Origin of the sequence: Bradyrhizobium sp. 27S5, from assembly GCF_037217225.1 — a bacterium.
Lineage (GTDB): Bacteria > Pseudomonadota > Alphaproteobacteria > Rhizobiales > Xanthobacteraceae > Bradyrhizobium > Bradyrhizobium septentrionale.
This window is the reverse complement of the sequence record NZ_CP147714.1, coordinates 2,274,899-2,290,372: the sequence shown is the minus strand read 5'-3', so window position 1 is coordinate 2,290,372 and position 15,474 is coordinate 2,274,899. Positions and strand designations below refer to the sequence as shown.

Genomic DNA, 15,474 nt, shown 5'->3' with positions numbered 1-15,474 from the left:
CAGGCCGTCACGGGTATCACCACATCGTCTGGCGTGCGCGCTCCGGCCACTCGCGATCGTATTTTTCGCCGCCGACCGTGTGCTCGCTCATTTCGGCGAGGATCTGCCCCGGCGTCGGCAAGGCCTTCGGATCGACCTGCTTGTCCGGGTTCCAGAGGTCGGAGCGCACGATCGCGCGGGCGCACTGGAAGTAGATCTCGTCCACATTCATCACGATCACCGTGCGCGGCGCCCTGCCTTCCATCTTGAAGGAGGCGAGCAGCTCCGGCTCGGCCGAGACATAGGCGCGGCCGTTGACACGCAGCGTGCTGCCCGAGCCCGGGATCAGGAACAATAGCCCGACGCGGGGATCGCGAACGATGTTGCGCAGCGAATCGCAGCGATTGTTGCCGCGGCGATCCGGCATCATCAGCGTCTTCGCATCATGGATGCGCACGAAGCCCGGCAGGTCACCGCGCGGCGAGCAGTCGAGCCCCTCGGGGCCCGAGGTCGCAAGCGACACGAACGGCGATTTCTCGATGAGCACACGATAGAGCGGCGTCACGTGATCGGCGACCTTCACGGTCGACGCGTCGTTCGGGAAGCCGTAGATCGCCTCAAGCTGCTCGATCGTAGAGATCACCGACATTCGTGCTGTTCTCCTTTGGTGTTAACCGTCCCAGCGTTCGCCCTTGATGATGCGGACAAGCTGTCGCGCGTGATATTCGGCGGTGCCGGAATTGATGATGGTGAAATCAGGCGTCGCCGCGCTCTCGTCGACGGTGCGCCCCAGCCGCTGCGCGAGCCCGCCGTCGCTGGCACGCCCCCGCGCCGCCAGTCGCGCAGCCAGCACGTCCGGCGGCGCCGTGACCGACACCACAATGGCATTGGCATAGTTGCGGCGGGCGGCTGCGATCACCGTGCGCGAGACGTTCGCGATCACGGTGTGCCCGGCCCTGATATCGTCGTCGATCGTCCGCGACAGCGCGTAGCGATGGCCGTGCGCATCCCAGTGCATGACGTAGTCGCCGGCGGCAGCCGCGCGCTGGAAGGTGTCCGCGCTGACCTCCTCATTGTCTTCCGACACTGAGGCCTGGCGGGTGATCAGCCGGCGCGCAAAGACAATGTCGCGATCGTCGGCACAGGCCACCTTCGCCAGGCCAAGCAGCGTATCCTTGCCGGCGCCGCTCGGGCCGACCACCAGGATCAACCGGCCGGGACCGATCGTGGTGGCGTGTTGGGCGGCCACGGCAGGGAGTTCGTTCATGCGACCCTGGCTCCTTCGCGCCAGACGCTGCGCACAACCGGCAGGTCGCGCGCGACATGCACACGGATCAGATCGGCCCGCCTGCCGACCGCGATCTCGCCGCGATCGGAAAGGCCAACCGCCTCGGCCGGCGTCTTGGTCACGGTGCGGACGGCGGAGGCGAGATCGATCGCCGGCACATGAAGCGGCAGCTGCAGCGCCGCCATCAAGAGGCTGGACGGGATGTAGTCCGACGACAGGATATCGAGCATGCCCTCATTGGCGAGATCGACGGCGGCGATATTGCCGGAGTGCGAGCCGCCGCGCACCACGTTCGGTGCCCCCATCAGGATGTCGATGCCGGCGGCGTGCAGCCCGCGCGCGGCTTCCATCGTGGTCGGGAATTCCGCGACCGCGACCTTGTCGTTGACGGCGTCGGCCACGTTTTCATCCGTGGTGTCGTCGTGGCTCGCCAGCGGAATCTTGTATTGATGCGCCAGCGCGACGATCGCGCGGGTGTTGGGTACGGCATATTCCTTCTGATAGGCGAAGCGCCGCGCGAACAGCACGTCGAGCTGGGCGTCGGTCATGCCGCCGCCCTTGCCGCGGTAGTAGTCGCGCAGCTTTACCTCGTCGCGGAACTGGCGCTGCCCCGGCGTGTGGTCCATCAGCGACATCAGCCGCACGTCCGGCCGGTCGATCAGCTCCTTGGCCTCGGCGACGACATCCGGCATCGGGACTTCGCAGCGCAGATGCAAGAAGTGATCGGCACGCAGCAGATTTTCCTCGCGCGCGGCCGAAATCGCCGCCGCCAGCACGCCGGCACGGCCGTCGACATCCTCGGCGCCGTCCTCGCGCCAGACCCGCAGCGAATCCAGCACCGTGGTGATGCCCGAGGTCGCGAGCTGCCCGTCATAGGAGATCACGGCCGCGATCGGGTTCCAGAACACTTTTGGCCGCGGCACGTAGTGCATTTCGAGATGGTCGGTGTGCAGCTCGATCAGCCCGGGCATCAGGAGATCGCCGCCGGCGTCCTCGGCTGCCTCGGGCGCCCTGCCCTCGCCGAATTCCGCGATCCTGCCGTCCGCTATCGCGACCCAGCCCTGCTCGATCACGCGGTCGGCGAGGACCAGCCGGGCGTTGCCGATGATGGTGTCTTGCTTGGCGGTCATTTCAAACGGTCCTTCAGGCAGCAGCGCCAAACGAGGTCACGTCGACGATGCGATCGGCAATCAGATGACGGATTTCGTCGTCATGGACAATCGCGACCATCGCGACGCCCCTGGTCTTTTTCTCCGCAATCAGCTCGACCACCACTGCGCGATTCGCCGCATCGAGCGAAGCGGTCGGCTCGTCGAGCAGCAGGATCGGCAGCTCCGAGATGAAGCCGCGCGCGATATTGACGCGCTGCTGCTCGCCGCCGGAGAAGGTCGAGGGCGGCAAGGTCCAGAGGCGCTCCGGGATATTCAGCCGGCGCAGCAGACGGCCGGCACGCTCGCGGGCCTCCTCGCGCGCCACGCCGTTGACGATCAGCGGCTCGGCGACGACGTCGATCGTCGCCACCCGCGGCACCGCACGCAGGAACTGGCTGACATAGCCGATCGTCGAGCGGCGGATGCTCAGCACCTGGCGCGGCTCGGCGGTGGCGAGGTCGATCACCTTGCCGTGGTGGCGGATGCCGATCCGGCCGCTGTCGCAGCGATAATTGCCGAAGATCATCTTCAGGATCGAGGATTTGCCAGCGCCCGACGGGCCCGACAGCACCACGCATTCGCCTGATACGACGTGGAACGAGACGCCGTGCACCACGGGCAGCTCGACGCCACCCTGCAGATGCATGGTGAAGGTCTTCTCGGCGTTGGTGAGTTCGATCATCGCGGTCATTGGCAAGCTCATGGCGGGAGAATCGAGGAGACGAGCAGCTGCGTGTACGGCTCGCGGGGATCGTCGAGCACCTGGTCGGTGAGGCCGGTCTCGATGACGCGACCGCCCTTCATCACCATCACGCGATGCGACAATAGCCGCGCCACCGCGAGATCATGGGTCACGACGATGGCGGCAAGGCCAAGCTCGCTGACGAGGTTGCGCATCAGGTCGAGCAGGCGCGCCTGCACCGAGACGTCGAGGCCGCCGGTCGGCTCATCCATGAACACCAGCCGCGGCTCGGTCACGAGGTTGCGCGCGATCTGCAGCCGCTGCCGCATGCCGCCGGAATAGGTTTTTGGCGCATCGTCGATGCGGCCGACATCGATCTCGACCCGCTCCAGCCAGGTCGAGGCGGTGTCGCGGATCCGGCCGTAGTGATTCCAGCCGACCGCCATCAGCCGCTCGCCGACATTGGCGCCGGCCGAAACGCCCATGCGCAGTCCCTGCGCCGGATCCTGGTGCACAAAGCCCCAGTCGGTGCGGAACAGGAAGCGCCGCTCCGCCTCGCCGAGCTCGGCAAGATCGCGCAGCACGCCGTCGCGCATCCGGTAGGACACCCGCCCCGCGCTCGGCGCAAGCTGCGCCGACAGCAGCTGCAGCAACGTCGACTTGCCCGAACCGGACTCGCCGACGATCGCCAGCACTTCGCCGGGATAGAGCGCGAACGAGACATCGCGGCAGGCCGGAAGCCGGCCGTAATTCTTGCCGAGCTCCTCGGCCACCAGCAGCGGCTGGTCGGTGTCGAGGCTTGCGAGCTCAGACATGCGCCTTCTCCTTGTGCGGCGCTGCGCTCTCGGTGCCGTGATGGCCGGCCGCCTGGCGCTGCTCGCAGAAGTCGGTGTCGGAGCAGACGAACATCCGCCCGCCCTTGTCGTCGGTGACGATCTCGTCGAGATAGGAGGAGTCGGCGCCGCACAGCGCGCAGGGCGCATTGAAGCGGTAGCGCGTGAACGGGTGATCCTCGAAATCCAGCGAGACCACCGTGGTGTAGGGCGGGATCGCGTAGATGCGCTTCTCGCGGCCGGCGCCGAACAGCTGCAGCGCCGCGCAATTGTCCATCTTCGGATTGTCGAATTTCGGGGTCGGCGACGGGTCCATCACATAGCGCGCGTTCACCTTCACCGGATAGGCGTAGGCGGTCGCGATGTGCCCGAAGCGCGCGATGTCCTCGTACAGCTTGACATGCATCAGCCCGTATTCGGCAAGCGCGTGCATCCGCCGCGTCTCGGTCTCGCGCGGCTCGAGGAAACGCAGCGGCTCGGGGATCGGCACCTGATAGACCAGCACCTGTCCGGCGTGCAGCGACGCTTCGGGGATGCGGTGCCGGGTCTGGATCACGGTCGCATCCGTCGTCGAGGTCGTGGTCGCGACGCCCGCGGTCTTGCCGAAGAATTTGCGGATCGAGATCGCGTTGGTGGTGTCGTCCGAGCCCTGGTCGATCACCTTCAGCACGTCGTCGGGACCGAGGATCGCGGCCGTCACCTGCACGCCGCCGGTGCCCCAGCCATAGGGCATCGGCATCTCGCGGCTCGCGAACGGCACCTGATAGCCGGGGATCGCGATCGCCTTCAGGATCGCGCGGCGGATCATCCGCTTGGTCTGCTCGTCGAGATAGGCAAAGTTGTACGTCGGCGCGTTCATTCCGCGGCCTCCTGCAGTGCCGTCTCTTGATTGGCCTCGGCGAATTCTTGCCGCAGCTTGCGCAGCAGGCCGAGCTCGGACTGGAAGTCGACATAATGCGGCAGCTTGAGATGCTCGACGAAGCCGGTCGACTGCACGTTGTCGGAGTGCGACATCACGAACTCCTCGTCCTGCGCCGGTGCAGCGGCTTCCTCGCCGAACTCGCGCGCGCGCAGCGCGCGGTCGACCAGCGCCATCGACATGGTCTTGCGTTCGCTCTGGCCGAAGGCCAGCCCATAGCCGCGGGTGAAGCACGGCGCCTCGGTGGTCGAGCCCTTGAACTGGTTGACCATCTGGCATTCGGTCAATGCGATCGAACCCAGCGGCACGGCAAAGCCGACGTCCTCGGCTGAGAACTCGACCTCGACCTCGCCAAAGCGGATCTCGCCGGCGAAGGGATGGTTGCGGCCGTAGCCGCGCTGCGTCGAGTAGCCGAGCGCGAGCAGGAAACCCTCGTCGCCGCGCGCGAGATTCTGCAGCCGCAGATCGCGATCGGCCGGAAAGCTCAACGGCTCGCGCGTGAGGTCGCCGACCGGCGCGTCGGCCTCGGCCTGCGGCGAAGACTCGATCAGGCCGTCGCGGCCGAGAATGTCGGTGACCCGCGGCGTTGCCGCCTGCGAGGCTTCCGACGTCGCCGGTTGCTCCGGCACAAAGCCTTCCGCAAGCTGCGGGTCGAGCAGGCGATGGGTGTAGTCGAAGGTCGGGCCGAGGATCTGGCCGCCCGGAACGTCCTTGAAGGTCGAGGAGATGCGCCGCCGCACCAGCATCTCGCCGGTGTTGACCGGCTCGGTGGCACCGAAACGCGGCAGCGTGGCGCGGAACGCACGGACCAGGAAGATCGCTTCGATCATGTCGCCGCGCGCCTGCTTGATCGCCAGCGCCGCGAGCTCGCGGTCGTAAAGCGAACCCTCGGTCATCACCCGATCGACGCCGAGCGCGAGCTGTTCGGATATCTGCGCCAGCGTCACCTCGGGCACGTCGCGATCGCCGCGCCGCTCATGCGCGAGCAGGCGATGGGCGTTCTCGATGGCGCGCTCGCCTCCCTTGACCGCTACATACATCGCTCACACTCCGCTTGCGATCAGCCGCGTGGTGCGCGGGATCGCGACAATGGCATCTTCATGGACCAGCGCGACATCGATGCCGCGCGGGAACAGGACCTCGTTGATCGACAGCCGCTCAAACAGGTCGCTCGGCCTGATCATCGCCTGCAACAGCGCGCTGCCGTCGATGCCGGGCCCCTTCAGCTCGAAGGCCGGGCCCTGCGTCAGGCTGTCGACCTGCAGGATCAGCGTGGTCGAACGATCCGGATATTCGCTGCTGCCGAACGCGAAACGCTCGAGCGCCGGCAGATTCGCGGCATCGCCGATCAGCGCGAAGCTCGCGATCGAGGAGTCCGTGACAACCGGCGCGCTGGCGTGAAACTTCAGCCAGCGGGCGACATCCGGCGCCGCCGACATCGCCGCGTCGAGCCAGATCGGCGTGTCGTGATCGAACAGCGTCAGCGCGATCGCAGCCGCGCCGCGCATCATGCCGGCGGGCGTGCCTGCGCTCGCCGCAACGCGCTGCACGCTGCCCGGACGCGCCATCGCCTCCATCACGGAACGGAAGGTTGATTGCGCCGACAGCACCTTGTCGGCAAAGCCTGCGGGCATTTCGGCAATCGTCGTCATTGCATCACCCCTCACCGCGCACCATCGTGTAGAAATCGACCCGCGTCGCCGCGGTCTCGGCGGCCTTGCGGGCGCGTTCGGCGTTCATGACCGCACGCAGCGGCGCGATCACCTTCGCCTCCACCTCGCCGGACAACTCCGTCGACTGCACCATGGCGTCACACAGCGCGATCATCTGCGCCTTCTGCGCATCGCGGCCGAGCGTGTAGCCGAAGCCGACCTCGCCGGTCGCAAGCCGCACCGCCGCGCGCGACACCGTCGCCTCGCCGAGATTGAACGGCGCGCCGTCGCCGCCGATCCGCCCGCGCAGCATCACAAGGCCGTTCTCCGGCTCGCGCAGGTTCTCATGCGCGGGCACCGCGATCGCCGCGAGCCGGCCTGCGATCTCGGCAGCGGCGGCGTGCGCCAGCACCGTCATCGCGGCCTTGCGCTGGGCCTGTTTGCTGTTTGGTCCGGTCGAACTCATGGGCAACCTTGCTTGCATCAAGTTGTCTATGATACTAGACAACTTGATAGCCGAGCGCCATGACTGCTTCGTGACAAACCGACGATTTCTGGTATCACCGCGCCATGAGCATGCAGGAAAGTTCCGGCGTCGCCTTGTGGCGGCAGGTCGCCGACGGCATCGAGCGCGGCATCGCTGACGGCCGCTTTGCCGCGGGCGAAAAGCTGCCCGGCGAGATGGAGATCGCCGAGACTTACCGGGTCAACCGCCACACCGTGCGGCGGGCGCTCGCCGCATTGGCCGAGCGCGGCCTGGTGCGCGCCGAGCGCGGCAGCGGCACCTATGTCGAGGCCCAGCGCCTCGCCTATCCCCTGCGCTCACGCACAAGATTTTCGGAGATCGTCGGCGCCGGCGGCCACGAACCGCGCGGCCAGCTGATCGAGGCCGGCGAGGATATCGCCAACCGCGAGATCGCGCGTGAGCTCGGCCTGAAGATCGGTGCGCGGCTGATCCGGATCGAAGCGGTGCGCCTCGCCGACCGGACGCCGATCTGCGTCTCCACCACATGGCTGTCGGCCGAGCGGTTTCCCGATGCCGGCAGCGTGTTCGCCAACGTGCACTCGATGACGAAGCTGCTCGGGCATTACGGCGTCAGGGATTACCACCGCGCCTCGACCCGGATCACCGCGGCAATCGCCGATGCCACTGATGCCGCGCGACTCGATCTGCCGCTGGGACGGCCGGTGCTGGTAGTCGACGCAACCGACGTCGATATGCTGGACCAGCCGCTGGTGACCAAACGCTCGCGCTTCGCCGCCGAGCGCGTGGAGTTTCTGGTCGAGAACGGTTGAATGTGCCGCCACACTGGCGGTGCACCTCTCCCCTTGTGGGAGAGGTCGGATCGCATCGCCAGATGCGATCCGGGTGAGGGGTATCTCTCCGCGAACACATCGGCTTCTGATTTCGCTGAGAGATACCCCTCATCCGGCGCCGTAGCCGATGCCAAGGCATCGGCGTCCTTCTAGAAGACGGCGGCCAAAGGCCGCCTACGCCACCTTCTCCCACAAGGGGAGAAGGATGATTGAGCGCGCGGCGAGCTAGGCCACCGCCCTTTGACCAATAATCGCAAAGCGTAGCTTGCTCGAGATGAAGTCGATCGCCGCGACTGCGATCAGGATCATCAGGATCAGGAACGACACCTTCTGCCATTCCAGCACCCGGATCTGCTCGGCGAGTTGTAGCCCGATGCCGCCGGCGCCGACGATGCCGATGATGGTGGCCGAACGCGTGTTCGACTCGATGAAATAGAGCACTTGGCCGGCGATCACGGGCAGCACCTGCGGCAACAGGCCGAAGCGGATTTCATGCAAGCTATTGCCGCCGGAGGCGCGGATACCCTCGACCTGCTTGCGGTCAGCCGCCTCGATCGCCTCGGAGAACAGCTTTCCGAACGCACCGAAGTCGGAGACCATGATCGCGAGCACGCCGGCAAACGGGCCGAGTCCGACGACATTGATCCAGACCAGCGCCCAGATCAGCGTGTCGACGCCGCGGATCGAATCCAGGAAGCGGCGCACCGGGAAACGGATCAGGTTCGAGGGGATGATGTTGCGCGCCGCCAGCAGGCTGACCGGCAGCGCCAGCACCGCCGCAAGCGTGGTGCCGAGCAGCGCGATCGACAGCGTCTCGCCGAGCGCCTGCATGTAGAGCGAGAACGACGCGCCGGGATTCGGCGGGATCATCAGCATGGTGATCCAACCGAGCTGGCTGAGGCCCGCGATCAGCCTGGACGGCGAGAAGTCGAGATCGACCAGGCCGTACACAAAGACCGCAAACGCCGCCACGATCATGGCCGGCAACGCCAGCCGCGCCGCGGCGGGCCGGTTGAATGCGTCGGGATATTTGGTGCGCAGCGCGCCGGTGTCCGGCTTCGGCAGCTGGCTCATCGCCGCGTCTCCTTGCCGAACAGCCGGCCGCGCAGCCAGCCGGTCGAGATGTCGATGATGAAGACGGTGATGATGATGGTGACCAGGATGGCGCTGACGTCGGAATAGTAGAACTTGCGGATCGCGACCACGAGCTCCTGGCCGATGCCGCCGGCCCCGACAAAGCCCATCACCGAGGCTTCGCGGACGTTGATCTCGAAGCGCAGCAGCGCGTAGCTGGCATAGCCCGCCGACACCTGGGGCAGGACGGCAAAGCGCATGCAGGACAGCCAGCTCGCGCCGGTGGAGCGGATGCCCTCGACCGGCTTCATGTCGGCGTTCTCGACGATCTCGGCGAACAGTTTTCCCAGCGCGCCGGTCGAGTGGATCGCAATCGCCAGCACGCCGGCCATCGGTCCGAGGCCGAACGCGATCACGAAGATCAGCGCGAACACGATGCCGGGCACCGTGCGGGCGAATTCAAGCAGCCGGCGTACCGTGAAGCGCAGCCACGGCGCCGGCGAGGTGTTCTGGGCCGCGAAGAAATTCAGAGCGAAGGCAAACACCGCGCCGGTCAGCGTGCCGACATAGCTGATCAGCACGGTCTCTCCGAGCATCCTCAGCCATTTCTTCCAGCCCCAGAACCATTCGGGAAAATCGGTCCACACCCGTGCGCCCGATTCGAGCGTCAGGATGCGGTCGAAATAGCTGACGAAGTTGCCGAAATAGGTGAACAGCGTGCGCAGGTTCACTTCCGCGCCGAACGCGGCGATCACCAGGGCCGCGCAGAATACTGCCGCCGCCAGCGCGGCCTTCAGCCGCTTGCGCGAGACCGACCTGCGGTAGGCCTCTTCCAGCATTGCCAGTTGCTGCGCCGGAAGAATGGATACGGCGGTCGCCATCGACGCGTGCCAGTCCGGTTCGGAGTTGAGAACAAAGGCCGGGCTGTCAGGCCCGGCCTCGTGACGTCAGGCGAACGATCAGCTCGCCTTCTTCTTGCGCAGAGCGTCGACGAACTTGATCAGCTCGATCGTGCCATCCCAGTCCTTGGTGGTGGCGGGATGGAAGCCCTTCTTCTGGCCGTCGGAGAGACGGTCGAACGCGGCCTTGTCCTTGGTCGGGGCTTCGAAGAAGGCCTTCGCGATCGCAGCCTTCAGGTCCTCGGGCAGATCGGCGTTGTACGCATAGGGTCCGTTGATGATCGGCGCCGACTTGTGGATGATGCGGAAATCGTCCTTCTTCATCGCCGAGCCGTCGGCGTTCTTCAGCATGCCCTTGGTCAGCATCTGCGCCAGCGTCGAATCGTCGTCGCTGGTCCACTGGTTGGCGGCCATGTCGACGGTGCCCTGCGCCAGCGCCAGAACCGCGTTCTCGTGGCTGCCGGTAAACACGACCTTGCCGAAATAGGTGTCGGCGTCGGCGATGCCCATCTTGTCGAGCTCGAAGCGCGGCACGTTGTTGCCCGAGGTCGAGTTCGGATCGACCAGGCCGAGGTTCTTGCCCTTCAGATCGTCGACGCTCTTGTAGGGGCTCGAAGCCTTGACGAAGAACACCGAGTAGTAGCCGGTCGAACCGTCGGCGTTGATGTCGTTGGCGAACGCGTCGGTCTTGACGCCGGTCAGGCGCGCGCGCGCGAACGAGGCCGAGCCGTAGCTGGCGATCTGGATGTTGCCGGCGCGCTGGCCTTCGATGACGGCGGCGTAGTCATTGGCGATGCGCAGCGTGACCTTCACGCCGAGCTCCTTCGACAGATACGCAACGAACGGCGTCCAGCGCTCGGTGACGCCCGAGGCGTTCTCCGCCGGCACCACCGCGAAGGTGAGCTCCGGATATTTTGCCTTCCAGTCCTGTGCGGATGCGGAACCGGTGAGCGCCAGCGCGGCGACGCCGGCCAGAATGATGCGACGAGTGAACATGGCTACCCCTCTTTATTATGGTTGCACCTGTTGGCCGGGCAAAATGCCCGGCCATTCAGATCGGAAAACGCGCGACGCTCAAGCCGCCGCTGCGGTGCCGAGTGCCGGAACGGACGCGCCGTCGGGCGCGGGCATTGGCGCGCCGCCCATGACGTCGTTGGCCTCGAGGTCGTAGAGCTCGCGGGCGATATGATCGGTCAGCGCCGCCGGGGCGCCGTCGAACACCACGCGACCCGCCGCCATGCCGACCAGGCGATCGCAATAGGTCCGCGCCAGGTCGAGCGAGTGCAGGTTGCAGAGCACGGTGATGCCGAAATGCTTGTTGATGCGCAGCAGGGCATCCATCACGATCTTGGTGTTGCGCGGATCGAGCGAGGCGATCGGCTCGTCGGCGAGGATGATGTCGGGCTCCTGCACCAGCGCGCGGGCGATCGCGACACGTTGCTGCTGGCCGCCCGAAAGCTGGTCAGCGCGCTGCGCCGCGAGTTGGGCGATGTCGAATTGATCGAGCGCGGACATCGCGAGCGCCCTGTCCTGCTCCGGCCAGGCTTGCGCCAGTGAGCGCCAGGACGGGATCTGGGCCAGCCGGCCCATCAGCACGTTGGTCAGCACGTCGAGACGGCCGACAAGGTTGAACTGCTGGAAGATCATCGCCGAGCGCGCCCGCCACTGCCGCAGCGCCTTGCCGCGCAATGCAGTCACGTCGGTTCCTTCGAACAGGATGCGGCCGGAGGTCGGATCGGCGAGACGGTTGATCATCCGCAACAGGGTCGACTTGCCGGCACCGGAGCGGCCGATCACACCGACAAAGCTGCCCGGCGCGATCGAGAAGGATGCGTTGTCGACTGCGGCTTTTGTGCCGAACCGGCACGTCAAACCTTCCACCACCAGCATGTAATGCTCCAACCGCGCCGTGTTGGGCCATCGCTATCCCCGGTGTTTTACAGTTATGTGACGCGACGTTGCGGTGCGGCGATCGTCCACACCCGCTCTTTTGCCGTCATCGTGACGTCATGATGTTGTCATCAAGCATCCCGATGACGAGCGCGCATCTCCCTGAACGCCAACGATTTACATGAATTGCGGAGGCCCTGATGGCCGGAAAAACACTCTCGGTTGTGCCGACCATCGACCCGACTGCGTCGGTCCGCGAGAGCAAGCTCGGCAAATATACCGAGGTCGGTGCGCGCACGATCCTGCTTGAAGTCAGCATGGACGACTATTCCTACGTCGTGAACGACAGCCAGATCACCTACACTTCGATCGGCAAGTTCTGCTCGATCGCGGCGATGACCCGGATCAATCCCGGCAACCACCCGATGCATCGCGCGACGCAGGCGCATTTCACCTACCGCGCCAGCGCCTATTTTCCCGGCGAGAGCGACGACACCGACTTCTTCAACTGGCGACGTGCGCATCACGTGCATATCGGCCATGACGTCTGGATCGGTCACGGCGCGATCCTGCTGCCGGGCCGCAACATTGGAACCGGCGCTGTTGTTGCCGCCGGCGCGATCGTGACCAAGGATGTGCCCGCCTACACCATCGTTGCCGGTAATCCGGCGCGCCCGGTGAAGCGGCGCTTCTCGGAAGCGGTCGCGAATCGTCTCGCTGCGCTGGCGTGGTGGGACTGGGATCACGAAACACTCCGCCGTGTCCTGCCCGACTTTCGCAAGCTCGCGGTGGAGGAATTCCTCGACAAGTATGAGGCCGAGGCCGTATCCCAAGCACAGGCCAAACAACGGAGTGCCGCATCGTGACGGACATTTTCATCGAGGGCGGACGCACGCTGGTTGACGGCGGATTGGTCGAAACCTCGCTGCGGACCGCAGGCCGCGATATCGGCGCGCTCGGCGCCGAGCAAGGCCGCGCCGCGCTTCACATCAATGCCGGCGGGCTCTTGGTATTGCCCGGCATCATCGATCTGCACGGCGATGCGTTCGAGCGGCAGATGATGCCGCGCCCGGGCGTCGACTTCCCGACCGACGTCGCGCTTGTTGACAGCGACCGGCAGGCGATCGCCAACGGCATCACCACCGTGTTCCACGGCACGACCTGGTCGTGGGAGCCCGGCCTGCGCAGCGCGGAGAACGCTCGCAAGCTGCTCGATGCGATCGAGGCGCTGCGGCCGCTTCTCGCCGCCGACACGCGCTTCCATTTGCGTCACGAGACCCACAATCTCGACGCCGAGGCCGAGATCATCCAATGGCTCACCGAAAGCCGCATCGACCTGTTCGCCTTCAACGACCACAGCAACGTCAAGCCGAAGAAGCGCAACCAGCTGGCCGAACGCACCGGGCTCTCCGTCGAGGCCGTCAACGACATGCTCGACCGGGTCGTGGCTCGCCGCCCCGAGGTGCCGGCCTCGATCGCAAGGCTGGCCTCCGCGGCGCGCGCGGCTGATATCCGCATGCTGTCGCATGACGACAACAGCCCGGCGATGCGTCAGGAGTTTCGCGCGCTGGGCGCGGCGATCGCCGAATTCCCCGTCAACGAGGAGACCGCGCGCGATGCCGCTGATGCTGATGACTTCATCGTGTTCGGCGCGCCCAATGTGGTGCGCGGCGGCAGCCACACCGGCTGGACCAAGGCGTCCGACATGATCGCCAAGGGCCTCTGCTCGGTGCTGGCGTCGGATTATTACTATCCGGCGCAGCTGCTCGCAGCGTTCCGCCTCGTTGCCGACGGCATCCTGCCACTCGCCAGGGCGTGGGACCTGATCTCGTCGGCGCCGGCGCGCGCCGCAGGGCTCACCGATCGCGGCATGCTCGCCGCAGGCCGCCGCGCAGACATCATCGTCGTCGACGACAAGGTGCCGCTGCGGCCGCGCATCGTCGCCGTGATATCAGCTGGACGGCTGGTGCATCTGGCGGATGCAAGCTGCCTCGTTCACTCGCTCGCGCCGCGCAAGACGGTTGCGGCGGCATAGTCAGGCTCTATTCTGCTGCCATGGCCCCCACTCCGCGCTACGCGATCTACTATGCGCCGTCACCCGACAGCGCCCTGCACCGCTTCGGCTCGAGGCTGCTCGGCTGTGACGCCGTGTCTGGCGACGATCTGCCGTTTCCCGATGGCGTCACGCCCGATTGGCGCGAGGTCACGGAGGACCCGCGCAAATACGGCTTCCACGCCACGCTGAAGGCGCCGACCGCGCTTGCCGACGGCAGGAGCGAGGCCGAGCTTCTCGGCGCCTGCGCCGCCTTCGCAGGCCGCGCGCGGCGCATACCGGTGATCGAGCCTGTTGTCGATGCCATCAGCGGTTTCATCGCCGTGATCCCGGCGAAGCGCTCCGACGAACTCCAGCAGCTCGCCGCCGATTGCGTCACCGAGTTCGACGCCTTCCGCGCGCCGCTCACCCCGGACGATCGCGCGCGGCGCAAGCCCGAACGGCTCACGGAACGGCAGCGCGACTATCTCGACCGCTGGGGCTATCCCTACGTCATGGAGGAATTCCGCTTCCACATGACGTTGACCGGGCGGCTGAGCGACGAGCGGCGCGGCCCGATCGTGGCACGGCTGCGCGAGCGGTTCGCCGCGATCGAGCTTGCGACACTCGCAGTCGACCGCATCGCGCTGTTCAAGCAGGACGACAGCGCATCCCGCTTCCGCATCATCGGCAACTGGCCGCTGCGGGCATAGCGGCGGCGCTATTCCTCGACCCGGGTGCGGGCGATGATCTCGGCGGCGCCCTTTTCCAATAGCTCCATGCCGACGGCGCGGCCGAGCTCGCGCGGGCGGTCCGCCGGTCCGCTCCGCGTCACCTCGATGAAGCCGGCGCCGGCCTCGTCGAGCACCGAGGCGCGCAGCGTCATCTCAGCCCCCGCAAGCGTGGCGTGGCCGGCGATCGGCGAATTGCAGTGGCCGTTGAGCACCCACAGCACCTCGCGCTCGGCCTCGGCGGCGAGCCGCGACGGCGCGTTGTCGATCCGCCCGAGCCGCGCACGCGTCGCCCAGTCGGTCTCGACGCATTCGACCGCGACGACGCCCTGGCCGACCGCGGGCAGCATCTCATCGACCGAGAAGTCATGCGCGATGCGCGCGGTCATGCCGATGCGCTCGAGACCGGAGCGCGCCATCACCAGCGCGTCCGCCGGCCCCACCTCGCCGCCATCGGGCAGCCGCTGCTTGGCGCCGCGATCGAGTTTTGCAATTCGCGTGTCGGCGGCGCCGCGATAATGGATCACGGTCGCTTCCGGAAACAGTCGGCGCAGATAGGCGGCGCGGCGCACGGCGTTGGTGCCGATCATGAAGCCCTTGCCGCGCGAGGCGCGAAACGCATCCAGCGTCAGACCCGGCCGCAACACCAGCGAATCATTGGCCGCATCGCGCGCCAGCATCGCGGCGAGGACCAGACCCGGCGTCTCCTCATTGCCCGGCACGTCCTTCAGCGAATGCATCGCAGCCTGCAGCCTGCCGGCGCGCATGGCTTCGCGGATCTCGGCGACGAAGGCGCCACCCTTGCCGCCGTGACGCAACAGCTTGCTGGTCTGGTCCTGGTCGCCGCGGGTCTCGAACTTGACGATGTCGACGGCAAGGTCCGGCGCCGAGGCGCGCAGCAGCCGCGCGACCTCGTCCGTCTGCGCGAGCGCCATCGCGCTCTTGCGCGTCCCTATCCGCAAAACCTGTCCCGACACGAAATCTCCGCTGCGCGTCAACATCAACGGCTTGGGATTAGAACAAAAGG

Annotated in this window: 18 protein-coding genes; 4 read left to right on the top strand and 14 right to left on the bottom strand. The window is 66.5% G+C overall.

Translation table 11 applies throughout. The features are described from left to right. Positions 1-16: 16 nt before the first annotated feature. From WDM24_RS10885 to phnG, 9 genes are read right to left on the bottom strand one after another with little or no spacing between them, the layout of a single operon-like run. Entirely contained in the window at positions 17-628 is a 612-nt protein-coding gene (locus WDM24_RS10885) for a pyridoxamine 5'-phosphate oxidase family protein (RefSeq protein WP_338831195.1), read from the bottom strand. A gap of 21 nt (positions 629-649) precedes the next feature. Next, entirely contained in the window at positions 650-1,246 is a 597-nt protein-coding gene (gene phnN / locus WDM24_RS10880) for a phosphonate metabolism protein/1,5-bisphosphokinase (PRPP-forming) PhnN (RefSeq protein WP_338831194.1), read from the bottom strand. After that, positions 1,243-2,397, bottom strand: coding sequence for an alpha-D-ribose 1-methylphosphonate 5-triphosphate diphosphatase (locus WDM24_RS10875; RefSeq protein ID WP_338831193.1), 1,155 nt, complete (start codon positions 2,395-2,397; stop codon positions 1,243-1,245). Before WDM24_RS10875 ends, phnN begins: the two co-directional genes overlap by 4 nt. Positions 2,398-2,410: 13 nt before the next feature. Next, positions 2,411-3,109 (bottom strand): phosphonate C-P lyase system protein PhnL, encoded by a 699-nt coding sequence (phnL, locus tag WDM24_RS10870; protein WP_338831192.1) that lies wholly within the window; start codon positions 3,107-3,109, stop codon positions 2,411-2,413. Positions 3,110-3,117: 8 nt separating this feature from the next. Then, positions 3,118-3,915: a phosphonate C-P lyase system protein PhnK gene (phnK, locus tag WDM24_RS10865; RefSeq protein WP_338831191.1), complete on the bottom strand. Its 798-nt coding sequence runs from the start codon at positions 3,913-3,915 to the stop codon at positions 3,118-3,120. Then, positions 3,908-4,792, bottom strand: coding sequence for an alpha-D-ribose 1-methylphosphonate 5-phosphate C-P-lyase PhnJ (locus tag WDM24_RS10860; protein ID WP_338831190.1), 885 nt, complete (start codon positions 4,790-4,792; stop codon positions 3,908-3,910). The genes phnK and WDM24_RS10860 overlap by 8 nt, the downstream gene beginning before the upstream one ends. Further along, positions 4,789-5,892, bottom strand: a complete 1,104-nt coding sequence (locus WDM24_RS10855) for a carbon-phosphorus lyase complex subunit PhnI (RefSeq protein ID WP_338831189.1) — start codon at positions 5,890-5,892, stop codon at positions 4,789-4,791. The genes WDM24_RS10860 and WDM24_RS10855 overlap by 4 nt, the downstream gene beginning before the upstream one ends. A gap of 3 nt (positions 5,893-5,895) precedes the next feature. Further along, entirely contained in the window at positions 5,896-6,504 is a 609-nt protein-coding gene (gene phnH / locus WDM24_RS10850; RefSeq protein ID WP_338831188.1) for a phosphonate C-P lyase system protein PhnH, read from the bottom strand. Positions 6,505-6,508: 4 nt separating this feature from the next. Then, on the bottom strand, positions 6,509-6,970 hold the full coding sequence (gene phnG / locus WDM24_RS10845) for a phosphonate C-P lyase system protein PhnG (protein ID WP_338831187.1): 462 nt from the start codon (positions 6,968-6,970) through the stop codon (positions 6,509-6,511). 104 nt (positions 6,971-7,074) lie between these two features. Between phnG and phnF the strand changes: the two genes are divergently transcribed. Next, the gene (gene phnF, locus WDM24_RS10840) at positions 7,075-7,800 is read left to right on the top strand and encodes a phosphonate metabolism transcriptional regulator PhnF (protein ID WP_166304739.1); all 726 of its coding nucleotides are present in this window, start codon (positions 7,075-7,077) and stop codon (positions 7,798-7,800) included. Between the two features lie 246 nt (positions 7,801-8,046). Here the strand turns inward: phnF and phnE (WDM24_RS10835) are convergent, their stop codons facing one another. From phnE (WDM24_RS10835) to phnC, 4 genes are all read right to left on the bottom strand, one after another. Further along, on the bottom strand, positions 8,047-8,895 hold the full coding sequence (gene phnE / locus WDM24_RS10835; protein ID WP_338831186.1) for a phosphonate ABC transporter, permease protein PhnE: 849 nt from the start codon (positions 8,893-8,895) through the stop codon (positions 8,047-8,049). Then, positions 8,892-9,776 carry a phosphonate ABC transporter, permease protein PhnE gene (gene phnE, locus WDM24_RS10830; protein ID WP_338831185.1) on the bottom strand — a complete coding sequence of 295 codons (885 nt, stop codon included), beginning with the start codon at positions 9,774-9,776 and terminating at the stop codon, positions 8,892-8,894. The genes phnE (WDM24_RS10835) and phnE (WDM24_RS10830) overlap by 4 nt, the downstream gene beginning before the upstream one ends. A gap of 78 nt (positions 9,777-9,854) precedes the next feature. Then, the gene (phnD, locus tag WDM24_RS10825) at positions 9,855-10,790 is read right to left on the bottom strand and encodes a phosphonate ABC transporter substrate-binding protein (RefSeq protein ID WP_166304732.1); all 936 of its coding nucleotides are present in this window, start codon (positions 10,788-10,790) and stop codon (positions 9,855-9,857) included. 78 nt (positions 10,791-10,868) lie between these two features. Further along, positions 10,869-11,684 carry a phosphonate ABC transporter ATP-binding protein gene (gene phnC, locus WDM24_RS10820; RefSeq protein ID WP_029081436.1) on the bottom strand — a complete coding sequence of 272 codons (816 nt, stop codon included), beginning with the start codon at positions 11,682-11,684 and terminating at the stop codon, positions 10,869-10,871. A 200-nt stretch (positions 11,685-11,884) separates the two neighbouring features. Between phnC and WDM24_RS10815 the strand changes: the two genes are divergently transcribed. The 3 genes from WDM24_RS10815 to WDM24_RS10805 are packed head-to-tail and all read left to right on the top strand — an operon-like array spanning position 11,885 to position 14,429. Beyond that, positions 11,885-12,550, top strand: a complete 666-nt coding sequence (locus WDM24_RS10815) for a chloramphenicol acetyltransferase (protein WP_338831184.1) — start codon at positions 11,885-11,887, stop codon at positions 12,548-12,550. Next, positions 12,547-13,719 (top strand): alpha-D-ribose 1-methylphosphonate 5-triphosphate diphosphatase, encoded by a 1,173-nt coding sequence (locus WDM24_RS10810; RefSeq protein ID WP_338831183.1) that lies wholly within the window; start codon positions 12,547-12,549, stop codon positions 13,717-13,719. Before WDM24_RS10815 ends, WDM24_RS10810 begins: the two co-directional genes overlap by 4 nt. A 20-nt stretch (positions 13,720-13,739) precedes the next feature. Further along, positions 13,740-14,429: a DUF1045 domain-containing protein gene (locus WDM24_RS10805; protein WP_338831182.1), complete on the top strand. Its 690-nt coding sequence runs from the start codon at positions 13,740-13,742 to the stop codon at positions 14,427-14,429. Positions 14,430-14,437: 8 nt separating this feature from the next. Here the strand turns inward: WDM24_RS10805 and hemC are convergent, their stop codons facing one another. Further along, positions 14,438-15,448 carry a hydroxymethylbilane synthase gene (hemC, locus tag WDM24_RS10800; protein WP_338831181.1) on the bottom strand — a complete coding sequence of 337 codons (1,011 nt, stop codon included), beginning with the start codon at positions 15,446-15,448 and terminating at the stop codon, positions 14,438-14,440. Positions 15,449-15,474: the final 26 nt, after the last annotated feature.

Excerpts from the sequence above, each read along its gene's own strand:
- WDM24_RS10855 (WP_338831189.1), bottom strand. The coding sequence starts at position 5,892 with ATGTATGTAGCGGTCAAGGGAGGCGAGCGCGCCATCGAGAACGCCCAT.
- WDM24_RS10860 (WP_338831190.1), bottom strand. The coding sequence starts at position 4,792 with ATGAACGCGCCGACGTACAACTTTGCCTATCTCGACGAGCAGACCAAG.
- phnC (WP_029081436.1), bottom strand. The coding sequence starts at position 11,684 with ATGCTGGTGGTGGAAGGTTTGACGTGCCGGTTCGGCACAAAAGCCGCA.
- phnD (WP_166304732.1), bottom strand. The coding sequence starts at position 10,790 with ATGTTCACTCGTCGCATCATTCTGGCCGGCGTCGCCGCGCTGGCGCTC.
- WDM24_RS10885 (WP_338831195.1), bottom strand. The coding sequence starts at position 628 with ATGTCGGTGATCTCTACGATCGAGCAGCTTGAGGCGATCTACGGCTTC.
- phnL (WP_338831192.1), bottom strand. The coding sequence starts at position 3,109 with ATGACCGCGATGATCGAACTCACCAACGCCGAGAAGACCTTCACCATG.
- phnN (WP_338831194.1), bottom strand. The coding sequence starts at position 1,246 with ATGAACGAACTCCCTGCCGTGGCCGCCCAACACGCCACCACGATCGGT.
- phnF (WP_166304739.1), top strand. The coding sequence starts at position 7,075 with ATGAGCATGCAGGAAAGTTCCGGCGTCGCCTTGTGGCGGCAGGTCGCC.
- WDM24_RS10875 (WP_338831193.1), bottom strand. The coding sequence starts at position 2,397 with ATGACCGCCAAGCAAGACACCATCATCGGCAACGCCCGGCTGGTCCTC.
- phnG (WP_338831187.1), bottom strand. The coding sequence starts at position 6,970 with ATGAGTTCGACCGGACCAAACAGCAAACAGGCCCAGCGCAAGGCCGCG.
- WDM24_RS10815 (WP_338831184.1), top strand. The coding sequence starts at position 11,885 with ATGGCCGGAAAAACACTCTCGGTTGTGCCGACCATCGACCCGACTGCG.
- phnE (WP_338831186.1), bottom strand. The coding sequence starts at position 8,895 with ATGAGCCAGCTGCCGAAGCCGGACACCGGCGCGCTGCGCACCAAATAT.
- phnE (WP_338831185.1), bottom strand. The coding sequence starts at position 9,776 with ATGGCGACCGCCGTATCCATTCTTCCGGCGCAGCAACTGGCAATGCTG.
- hemC (WP_338831181.1), bottom strand. The coding sequence starts at position 15,448 with ATGTTGACGCGCAGCGGAGATTTCGTGTCGGGACAGGTTTTGCGGATA.
- phnK (WP_338831191.1), bottom strand. The coding sequence starts at position 3,915 with ATGTCTGAGCTCGCAAGCCTCGACACCGACCAGCCGCTGCTGGTGGCC.
- WDM24_RS10805 (WP_338831182.1), top strand. The coding sequence starts at position 13,740 with ATGGCCCCCACTCCGCGCTACGCGATCTACTATGCGCCGTCACCCGAC.
- phnH (WP_338831188.1), bottom strand. The coding sequence starts at position 6,504 with ATGACGACGATTGCCGAAATGCCCGCAGGCTTTGCCGACAAGGTGCTG.